The following is a 9,254-nucleotide window of genomic DNA, read 5'->3' as shown; positions in this document are numbered from 1 at the left end:
TATAACGGTCCTAAGGTAGCGAAATTCCTTGTCGGGTAAGTTCCGACCCGCACGAAAGGTGTAACGATTTGGGCACTGTCTCAACCAGAGACTCGGTGAAATTATAGTACCTGTGAAGATGCAGGTTACCCGCGACAGGACGGAAAGACCCCGTGGAGCTTTACTGTAGCCTGATATTGAATTTTGGTACAGTTTGTACAGGATAGGCGGGAGCCATTGAAACCGGAGCGCTAGCTTCGGTGGAGGCGCTGGTGGGATACCGCCCTGACTGTATTGAAATTCTAACCTACGGGTCTTATCGACCCGGGAGACAGTGTCAGGTGGGCAGTTTGACTGGGGCGGTCGCCTCCTAAAGTGTAACGGAGGCGCCCAAAGGTTCCCTCAGAATGGTTGGAAATCATTCGTAGAGTGCAAAGGCATAAGGGAGCTTGACTGCGAGACCTACAAGTCGAGCAGGGACGAAAGTCGGGCTTAGTGATCCGGTGGTTCCGCATGGAAGGGCCATCGCTCAACGGATAAAAGCTACCCCGGGGATAACAGGCTTATCTCCCCCAAGAGTCCACATCGACGGGGAGGTTTGGCACCTCGATGTCGGCTCATCGCATCCTGGGGCTGTAGTCGGTCCCAAGGGTTGGGCTGTTCGCCCATTAAAGCGGTACGCGAGCTGGGTTCAGAACGTCGTGAGACAGTTCGGTCCCTATCCGTCGTGGGCGTAGGAAATTTGAGAGGAGCTGTCCTTAGTACGAGAGGACCGGGATGGACGCACCGCTGGTGTACCAGTTGTTCTGCCAAGGGCATAGCTGGGTAGCTATGTGCGGAAGGGATAAGTGCTGAAAGCATCTAAGCATGAAGCCCCCTCAAGATGAGATTTCCCATAGCGTAAGCTAGTAAGATCCCTGAAAGATGATCAGGTTGATAGGTTCGAGGTGGAAGCATGGTGACATGTGGAGCTGACGAATACTAATAGATCGAGGACTTAACCATATAATATGAAGCAATGTTATCTAGTTTTGAAAGAATATAAAAAACTTGTTGACTTTCAAAAGTAAATGAGTTACAATAATTCTTGTCTTAAATGAATACAGTCTGGTAATGATGGCAGAGAGGTCACACCCGTTCCCATACCGAACACGGAAGTTAAGCTCTCTAGCGCCGATGGTAGTTGGGACCTTGTCCCTGTGAGAGTAGGACGTTGCCAGGCAAATGGAGGATTAGCTCAGCTGGGAGAGCACCTGCCTTACAAGCAGGGGGTCGGCGGTTCGATCCCGTCATCCTCCACCATTTAGCCGACTTAGCTCAATTGGTAGAGCAACTGACTTGTAATCAGTAGGTTGGGGGTTCAAGTCCTCTAGTCGGCACCAGAAATCATGGCGGTTGTGGCGAAGTGGTTAACGCACCGGATTGTGGCTCCGGCATTCGTGGGTTCGATTCCCATCAGTCGCCCCATTTTTCTTAAATAAATTAATATGCGGGTGTGGCGGAATTGGCAGACGCACCAGACTTAGGATCTGGCGCCTTTGGCGTGGGGGTTCGACTCCCTTCACCCGCACTTTTAATTAAATAACTCATACATGTCTTGCGGAAGTAGTTCAGTGGTAGAATACAACCTTGCCAAGGTTGGGGTCGCGGGTTCGAATCCCGTCTTCCGCTCCAATTTTCAATATGACATGCCGGGGTGGCGGAACAGGCAGACGCACAGGACTTAAAATCCTGCGGTGGGTGACCACCGTGCGGGTTCGACCCCCGCCCTCGGCACCATATGCGCCCGTAGCTCAATTGGATAGAGCGTTTGACTACGGATCAAGAGGTTAGGGGTTCGACTCCTCTCGGGCGCGCTTTTATTAACGGGAAGTGGCTCAGCTTGGTAGAGCACCTGGTTTGGGACCAGGGGGTCGCAGGTTCAAATCCTGTCTTCCCGATATTCATAAAAAACATGGGGCCTTAGCTCAGCTGGGAGAGCGCCTGCCTTGCACGCAGGAGGTCAGCGGTTCGATCCCGCTAGGCTCCACTTATATTAATATCATTTATGGCGGTGTAGCTCAGCTGGCTAGAGCGTACGGTTCATACCCGTGAGGTCGGGGGTTCGATCCCCTCCGCCGCTACCATAAAGGACCTTTAGCTCAGCTGGTTAGAGCAGACGGCTCATAACCGTCCGGTCGTAGGTTCGAGTCCTACAAGGTCCACCATTAGACGTATATATCTCGGAGGTATACCCAAGTTCGGCTGAAGGGATCGGTCTTGAAAACCGACAGGCGGCGAGAGTCGCGCGGGGGTTCGAATCCCTCTACCTCCTCCATTTTTTCTAAAGTAAATATTTTATCATCGCGGGGTGGAGCAGCACGGTAGCTCGTCGGGCTCATAACCCGAAGGTCGCAGGTTCAAATCCTGTCCCCGCAACCAAATGGTCCCGTGGTGTAGTGGTTAACATGCCTGCCTGTCACGCAGGAGATCGCCGGTTCGACCCCGGTCGGGACCGCCATTTTTACATAAAGGCTCGGTAGCTCAGTCGGTAGAGCAGAGGACTGAAAATCCTCGTGTCGGCGGTTCGATTCCGTCCCGAGCCACCATTTTGAAGTCGCAAGCCGACTTAGCTCAATTGGTAGAGCAACTGACTTGTAATCAGTAGGTTGGGGGTTCAAGTCCTCTAGTCGGCACCACTTTCAAAATGAGCCATTAGCTCAGTTGGTAGAGCATCTGACTTTTAATCAGAGGGTCGAAGGTTCGAGTCCTTCATGGCTCACCATTTACAATTTAATGCGGGTGTAGTTTAGTGGTAAAACAAGAGCCTTCCAAGCTCTGGTCGAGAGTTCGATTCTCTTCACCCGCTTTTCAATTATGGGCCTATAGCTCAGCTGGTTAGAGCGCACGCCTGATAAGCGTGAGGTCGATGGTTCGAGTCCATTTAGGCCCACCATAATTGTTCCGCAGTAGCTCAGTGGTAGAGCTATCGGCTGTTAACCGATCGGTCGTAGGTTCGAGTCCTACCTGCGGAGCCATATTTATAGAGAAGTACCCAAGTGGCTCAAGGGGCTCCCCTGCTAAGGGAGTAGATCGCGAACGCGGTGCGAGGGTTCGAATCCCTTCTTCTCTGCCAGAACTGGCCCGTTGGTCAAGTGGTTAAGACACCGCCCTTTCACGGCGGTAACACGGGTTCGAATCCCGTACGGGTCATACTAAAAGAGATAGCATAATCTGCTATCTCTTTTTTGTTGTGTAAAAGTGGACTTTGAATAGTCTGCTTTTTTATGCAATAGAAGAAATATGAAGTATTCGCTGTTGCAACTTCAACTTGAACTTTTACCCCAGCTGTATGGCTGTAGCCTCCTACACTTGGAGAAAACGATGAAAATACATCCGGGAGCTACTGTGGAAAATAAATAATATATAGAAGAAGCTGCCTCTCAATAGGGTGACCTACTGGAGACAGCTTTTTTATGTTGTCATTATTGTCGAGTTTTGTCGGTAAGTCGATATATTGCAAAAATCGCTGATATAATTTGAGTTACGATCGATAAATTTTAATAATCGCTGATATATTTGGAGTTACGGTCGATATATTCTAAAAATCGCCGATATAATTTCACTTACCGATGAAAACCACAAGAAAAACCCTTTCACAATCTAAAGAAAACGCCTCCATTGAAATGGATTCCACACCTATTCCAATAACTTTACACTCTATGTGAAAAAGTTCACAAATAGGTCATAATTTGTGAAGTAATTCACAATAATACGTGCTACAATATGAATGTAAAGAAGTTAAACAACATTAAATTAGTATTTTAATTAATTACTTAAACAATCATAAAAAAATATATGTGAACAATAGAGAGGGGAAATTACCATGAAAAAAGGTATCAATCGTGTAGTATTAGTAGGAACAGGAGCTGTAGGTTGTAGTTACGCTTACTCAATGATCAACCAAGGTGTAGCTGAAGAATTCGTATTAGTAGATGTTAATGAAGCAAAAGCAGAAGGGGAAGCAATGGACTTAAGCCATGCGGTACCATTCTCTCCATCACCAACAAAAGTTTGGAGCGGTAGCTATGCAGATTGTAAAGATGCAGATTTAGTTGTTATCACTGCTGGGTTACCACAAAAGCCAGGTGAAACTCGTTTAGACTTAGTTGAGAAAAATACAAAGATCTTTAAACAAATCGTTCGCGGCATTATGGATAGTGGATTCGATGGAATCTTCTTAATCGCAACTAACCCAGTTGATATTTTAACTTACGTAACTTGGAAAGAATCTGGTTTACCGAAAGAGCGCGTAATCGGTTCTGGTACTACTTTAGACTCTGCTCGTTTCCGTTACATGTTAGGTGACTACTTAGATGTAGATCCACGTAACGTTCATGCTTACATCGTTGGTGAACACGGTGACACTGAACTTCCAGTATGGAGCCACGCTACTATCGGTGTACAAAAACTAGAAACAATCTTAGCTAACAACGAACAGTACAAACAAGAAGACTTAGATAAAATCTTCGAAAATGTACGTGATGCAGCTTACCATATCATCGAGCGTAAAGGTGCAACTTACTACGGAATCGGTATGTCACTACTTCGTGTAACTAAAGCAATCTTAAACAACGAGAACAGCGTATTAACTGTATCTGCATACCTTGAAGGCCAATACGGTGAGAAAGATGCTTACGTAGGTGTTCCAGCTGTAATTAACCGCGAAGGTGTACGTGAAATCGTAGAGCTTGAGTTAAATGAAGAAGAAAAAGCGAAGTTCGCTCATTCTGTAAAAGTATTAAAAGAAACAATGGCACCAGTACTATAATAATTGCTAAATCATTCAGGGGCGGGACACTGCTTCCTACCTCTGAATTCATATAATTTAATATAAATTCCTTTTCCGGTTTCCCTTGTATATCCCCAATATACCCCTTTTGCTGGATAAGGGTCGTTTATAGAAAAAGAGCACTCTATTTTACGTAGAGTGCTCTTTATTATTCCGCTATTTGCCGGGCAGTAAAACCTCAATTGATTAAAGTTTCACTTTATTATTTTTTAGGCGTTAATCCTAATTTCTTTAAAATATCTGCCAGTGTACCGCTTTTGGATTTTTCTACAGGTGTTTGTGATTTAGATGCATCTGGACCTTTTTTCAAGAAGTTCTTTTCGACGAAGCGAATATCTTTTTCATCGACAATCCCATCTTTATTAAGGTCTCCGTCTTTTACAGTTAGTCCTTTTTTGCCATAGTTGCTAGCGATAATTTCAGCATCTCTAATATCGATTACTTTATCAGCATTTACATCGCCGGCAAGGTTTTCGTCAGGTCTTGCATAATAATATTGGCCAAGCAGCTTACCGTCTTTTTCAGTACCAAGTTTCGTTGTTAGGCGGCTTGTTAAATGTCCTGGCACCTCTACATATAAGTTATAGTCGCGTTTATTAACTGGAAGTCCATTTAGTTTGAAGTATCCGTATTTATCTAGTGAGCCTTCAAACTTATGACGATAAGAATCAGTCGCATATACTTTTACGCCAAGCTTTGTATAATCGAACTTTTCATCTAAATATCCACGTTCATTTAAGAATGCACCAGGCTTAATATTTCCTTCTACTAATGAGTTTAAGGACATTACTGAGAATGATTGATCTTGAAGGACACGAATTCTATTTGGCTCTGTTTCTCCTGGTTTCCAGTATACAAACACTGGTAACTCTAATTGAGCATTTGCTTCATAAAACTCATCGTTTTCTACTTTGAACGTTACATCAATGAACGGGAAATCACCATCTAATCCAGCGAAGTTTTTGTCATCGATAGCACCGCCAACTGTAACAGAGCCTGCTTCTAGCTTCGGTTCATTTACTTTTGCTGTTACCCCTTTTTCAGAAAGGAGTTTTTCAAAAGCAGGATTCAATTTCGCATTTGCAAATTTGAAGTTCTTTTCTAGGAATTTTACGTTAAATTCCCCAGCAACAAACTGTTTCACATGTTTGGCGTTTAGCGTTACAGTGAATTCATCACCTTTATATACTTCTTTTTTATTATAGCTAGCTTTCGCATATTGAGCTCCTTGCGGGATAAACCAATAGTTATTTACACCGCTTGGATAGTCAGCTCCTGCAGTTGCATAATCGAAAATATATACCCCTGTGTTCATTGGACCTTCCACTTTAAAGGATTCAGGAGTAATGCCAACTTTAAAGTCACCGTTTGCATTAATAGGTAAAAACTTATGCAAGTATGGAGAATAGTCATAATACATCACTCCGTTTGCTTCTTGCGTAATGTTTAATCCTTTTCCTTTTAAGTAGTCAACATTCGAATCATACACATTTCCTTTAATCCATAATGCCTTTTTACCGTCTTCTACTGTATAGTTTTCTTCATTTAATTCATAAATACCAGGTTTTAATCCAGTTAATTTTACTTCTGGCGGTGTATTATCAATTACGACATAATCACCTTTCACACGTGCTTTCCCAGCCTTATCATAACCAACAAATTCAATTGTGTAATCGCCTTCTGGTAAGTCGATTTTCTCATCACCAATTGGTTTTGCAGGATCATTTGTGAAAGGATATACTCTGCCGTTAAAGAATGAATCTAAGTAGTAATACACATCCGTTTTTAGTCCGCTTGTGTTTAATGTTCCAATGAAGCCAAGCGCTTTATTTGTTTTTGAATCCTTCACGATAAGGTCTAACGTCTCAAGGTCGCTATTTAATTGGAATGCTCCGTGTAAATACGATTCACGATATGGATTGAATTTAGATGTATCAGTTGAAATGGCTTTTCTTGATAAAAAAGCATTTTCAATACCAGGCTCTGATACACGAATAGAGAATGGTATTTGATACGTTTCTTCTTTATTTTTCGTATTTGTAATATGAATATATCCTTCATATCGGCCTTGCTTCACGCCAGCTGGAATATTAATTTTTGCTTCAACCTCATCTGATTTTCCAGCATCAACAGTAATTGTTTCTCGGGTAGAAACTTTTACACCATTTGCGGTAGCGTCGTTAATAGAAGGAGAAGCTGGTGTATAAGAAATTTCTGTTTTAAATTCTTTTTTTTCTTGTTTATTATGGTTTTCCACTTTTATATTTCGTTTTTGTTCAAGAGCTTCACCGTCTTTTTGATAGAACTTCCCGAATGCAATGGATCCGGTTTCTTCTGGTACTTCAATTACTTCATCATTTACAACTGTTTTTGTTGTATCTAGCACTTTAAAACTTGTTTCCGTATGAACGGAGTTGTATGCATCTACTCGTCCAGCTCCAACTTCATATACGGAATACTTTTCTTTTAAATCATCAGCTGTGTTCATAAGAGACGCCTTTACATCGAATGGAGAGTATTCTGGGTGTTCTTGTAAAATAAGAGCAGCAACGCCCGCGATATGAGGAGAAGCCATAGATGTTCCTTGCATACGCTCATAGGAAACGTCATAGTTTTCGCCCTCTTGTGGGTCATTAATATATTCAGGTACTGTTGAAAGTACAGCAACACCAGGCGCTGTAATATCTGGTTTAATATCATCATTTGATGTAACAGGACCGCGTGAGCTAAAGTCTGCAAGATGATCGCCTTCTGTTTGAATATAACTAAGTTCGTCAAAAGTAAAGGATGTATTACCTTGTTCGATTTGAGCTTTTAGTTTTTCACCGTCTTCTTTCGTTAGGCGGAATGCTGGAATGTATTTTGTGCTTTCGCCAACGTAGAAAGGAATTTCTCCGTCCACATTGTTATAAATAATAACGGCCTTTGCGCCAGCTTGTTTTGCGTTAGCAATTTTTTCATCAAATGACAGTGTGCCACGTGCAACGAGAGCGATTTTTCCTTTTACATCTTTTTTACTAAACTCGTCAGACGTACCAATTCCTACAGATTCAATAGATAGAGATTGTCCTTTGAAATCCTCTATTTTATCAGTGAAATTTTTGCCGAATAAAATTAAGTTAGGGAATTGTAATTGTCCAGCATGACCTGATAGTTTCGGTAAGGAAATAGAGCTATCACTGGCTCCAACCGTAATAGCAAATGGCGAAGCACCTGGTGATCCGAGTGTTGATGGATTCGGTCCAGAGTTACCAGCAGCAACGACTGTAACAACACCGGAAAGCATCGCGTTATTAACAGCGATAGATGTTGGATTAAGAGGATTGTTGCTATCATCACCTAACGATAAGTTAATAACGTTCATACCGTCAGAAATGGATTTATCAATTGCAGCGATAATACCTGAACTATCTCCACTTCCGTATGGTCCGAGTACACGATAGTTATACAGTTCAATGCCAGGTGCAACACCTTTTACTGCTGAATCAGATTGGTTCTTCTTTTGTGCAGAAACGATACCTGCTACGTGAGTGCCGTGGGCTGTGTAGAAGGAAGAACCACGGCTATCAAATTCAGGAGCACCAGATTGTTGCCATTCTGAATAAGTAGTTTCCATTGGATCTGCATCGTTATTAATAAAGTCCCAACCCTTTACTGAGTTTGGGTCTACTTTGCTAGAGTCCTCACCAGGTTTCGCGCGATAGCCTTTATATACGTCTTTTAAGTCAGGATGATTGTAATCAATACCTGTATCTAATACACCAACTTTAATTCCTTTTCCGGTAATGCCCTCACTATGTAACTTATCTACTCCAATTTGCGGGATGCTATCTGTTAGTTTTTGAGGCGCTTTTTGCTCAGCTTGTTTTGGTAAATTTAATTTCACTTCGTAATCTTTCCAAATACGTTTTACAACGCCAATTCGTAACAATTCTTCTACTGTATTTGCTGGTAATGTCATCGCAACACCATTTATCGCATGCTTATAAGAACGTTTAATTTGTACAGACTGGAAGTTTCCTGATTTTACTGATGGGCTGAATTGATAAAGACGTTTTAGTCCTTTTTCGAATTCTTCATGTTCTTGATCAATACGTGCTTTTATATTTTCAGGAGCAGACTGTAATCCTTTTTCTTTTTGTTTTAATTCATTAATTTTTACTGGCGCAGTTTGAAATTCTACAATGATATTTACTGGTTCAGAACTACTTGTATTAATATCTGGCGAAATCGTAAAGCCAGGATTGGCATCTAACGTTTGTAATGCCTGACGCTGTTCTTTAGAAAGTTTTGATAGTAAAGACTGGGCGTTTGAAGAGTCAATTTGGTTAATAGGATTTTCAGCAAGTACATTGAACGGAAGGGCAGTTGAAAGCAGAAAGCCAGCCGTTACAATTCCGGTAACAAAATGATTTTTCTTTTTCATGTATAAGCCTCCGATAAT

At 42.3% G+C, this 9,254-nt stretch carries 2 protein-coding genes, 22 tRNA genes and 2 rRNA genes (1 of these 26 cut by a window edge); 25 read left to right on the top strand and 1 reads right to left on the bottom strand.

Features of this window, described 5'->3' with window-relative positions:
- The 25 genes from NST90_RS23240 to NST90_RS23120 form a co-directional block, all read left to right on the top strand.
- A 23S ribosomal RNA gene (locus NST90_RS23240) occupies nucleotides 1-984 on the top strand; it begins 1,937 nt to the left of the window's first position.
- Nucleotides 985-1,085: 101 nt separating this feature from the next.
- A 5S ribosomal RNA gene (gene rrf / locus NST90_RS23235) occupies nucleotides 1,086-1,201 on the top strand.
- Between the two features lie 4 nt (nucleotides 1,202-1,205).
- A tRNA-Val gene (locus NST90_RS23230) sits at nucleotides 1,206-1,281 on the top strand.
- A gap of 4 nt (nucleotides 1,282-1,285) precedes the next feature.
- Nucleotides 1,286-1,361, top strand: a tRNA-Thr gene (locus tag NST90_RS23225).
- A 9-nt stretch (nucleotides 1,362-1,370) separates the two neighbouring features.
- Nucleotides 1,371-1,446: transfer RNA gene (locus NST90_RS23220), tRNA-His, on the top strand.
- Between the two features lie 22 nt (nucleotides 1,447-1,468).
- A tRNA-Leu gene (locus NST90_RS23215) sits at nucleotides 1,469-1,549 on the top strand.
- Nucleotides 1,550-1,578: 29 nt separating this feature from the next.
- Nucleotides 1,579-1,653, top strand: a tRNA-Gly gene (locus NST90_RS23210).
- 16 nt (nucleotides 1,654-1,669) lie between these two features.
- Nucleotides 1,670-1,758: transfer RNA gene (locus tag NST90_RS23205), tRNA-Leu, on the top strand.
- Between the two features lie 3 nt (nucleotides 1,759-1,761).
- A tRNA-Arg gene (locus NST90_RS23200) sits at nucleotides 1,762-1,835 on the top strand.
- Between the two features lie 10 nt (nucleotides 1,836-1,845).
- A tRNA-Pro gene (locus NST90_RS23195) sits at nucleotides 1,846-1,919 on the top strand.
- Between the two features lie 16 nt (nucleotides 1,920-1,935).
- Nucleotides 1,936-2,008 (top strand) — tRNA-Ala (locus NST90_RS23190).
- 20 nt (nucleotides 2,009-2,028) lie between these two features.
- Nucleotides 2,029-2,105, top strand: a tRNA-Met gene (locus NST90_RS23185).
- Between the two features lie 4 nt (nucleotides 2,106-2,109).
- A tRNA-Ile gene (locus tag NST90_RS23180) sits at nucleotides 2,110-2,186 on the top strand.
- A 17-nt stretch (nucleotides 2,187-2,203) separates the two neighbouring features.
- Nucleotides 2,204-2,296, top strand: a tRNA-Ser gene (locus tag NST90_RS23175).
- 27 nt (nucleotides 2,297-2,323) lie between these two features.
- Nucleotides 2,324-2,400: transfer RNA gene (locus tag NST90_RS23170), tRNA-Met, on the top strand.
- Nucleotides 2,401-2,403: 3 nt separating this feature from the next.
- Nucleotides 2,404-2,479: transfer RNA gene (locus tag NST90_RS23165), tRNA-Asp, on the top strand.
- 12 nt (nucleotides 2,480-2,491) lie between these two features.
- Nucleotides 2,492-2,567 (top strand) — tRNA-Phe (locus tag NST90_RS23160).
- A 14-nt stretch (nucleotides 2,568-2,581) separates the two neighbouring features.
- Nucleotides 2,582-2,657, top strand: a tRNA-Thr gene (locus tag NST90_RS23155).
- A 10-nt stretch (nucleotides 2,658-2,667) separates the two neighbouring features.
- A tRNA-Lys gene (locus NST90_RS23150) sits at nucleotides 2,668-2,743 on the top strand.
- Nucleotides 2,744-2,756: 13 nt separating this feature from the next.
- Nucleotides 2,757-2,827 (top strand) — tRNA-Gly (locus NST90_RS23145).
- 10 nt (nucleotides 2,828-2,837) lie between these two features.
- Nucleotides 2,838-2,914 (top strand) — tRNA-Ile (locus tag NST90_RS23140).
- A gap of 7 nt (nucleotides 2,915-2,921) precedes the next feature.
- Nucleotides 2,922-2,996: transfer RNA gene (locus NST90_RS23135), tRNA-Asn, on the top strand.
- Between the two features lie 7 nt (nucleotides 2,997-3,003).
- Nucleotides 3,004-3,094, top strand: a tRNA-Ser gene (locus tag NST90_RS23130).
- A 5-nt stretch (nucleotides 3,095-3,099) separates the two neighbouring features.
- Nucleotides 3,100-3,171, top strand: a tRNA-Glu gene (locus tag NST90_RS23125).
- A 673-nt stretch (nucleotides 3,172-3,844) separates the two neighbouring features.
- On the top strand, nucleotides 3,845-4,789 hold the full coding sequence (locus tag NST90_RS23120) for an L-lactate dehydrogenase (protein ID WP_000715339.1): 945 nt from the start codon (nucleotides 3,845-3,847) through the stop codon (nucleotides 4,787-4,789).
- 223 nt (nucleotides 4,790-5,012) lie between these two features.
- Here NST90_RS23120 and NST90_RS23115 read toward each other — a convergent pair whose 3' ends face one another.
- Entirely contained in the window at nucleotides 5,013-9,236 is a 4,224-nt protein-coding gene (locus NST90_RS23115; protein ID WP_283748108.1) for a S8 family serine peptidase, read from the bottom strand.
- Nucleotides 9,237-9,254 lie beyond the last annotated feature (18 nt).

It is taken from the genome of Bacillus sp. FSL E2-8900, from assembly GCF_037966225.1.
Lineage (GTDB): Bacteria > Bacillota > Bacilli > Bacillales > Bacillaceae_G > Bacillus_A > Bacillus_A cereus.
This window is presented reverse-complemented; position numbering and strand designations above follow the sequence as displayed.

Coding starts and splice junctions, on each gene's coding strand:
- NST90_RS23120 (WP_000715339.1), top strand. CDS start 3,845: ATGAAAAAAGGTATCAATCGTGTAGTATTAGTAGGAACAGGAGCTGTA.
- NST90_RS23115 (WP_283748108.1), bottom strand. CDS start 9,236: ATGAAAAAGAAAAATCATTTTGTTACCGGAATTGTAACGGCTGGCTTT.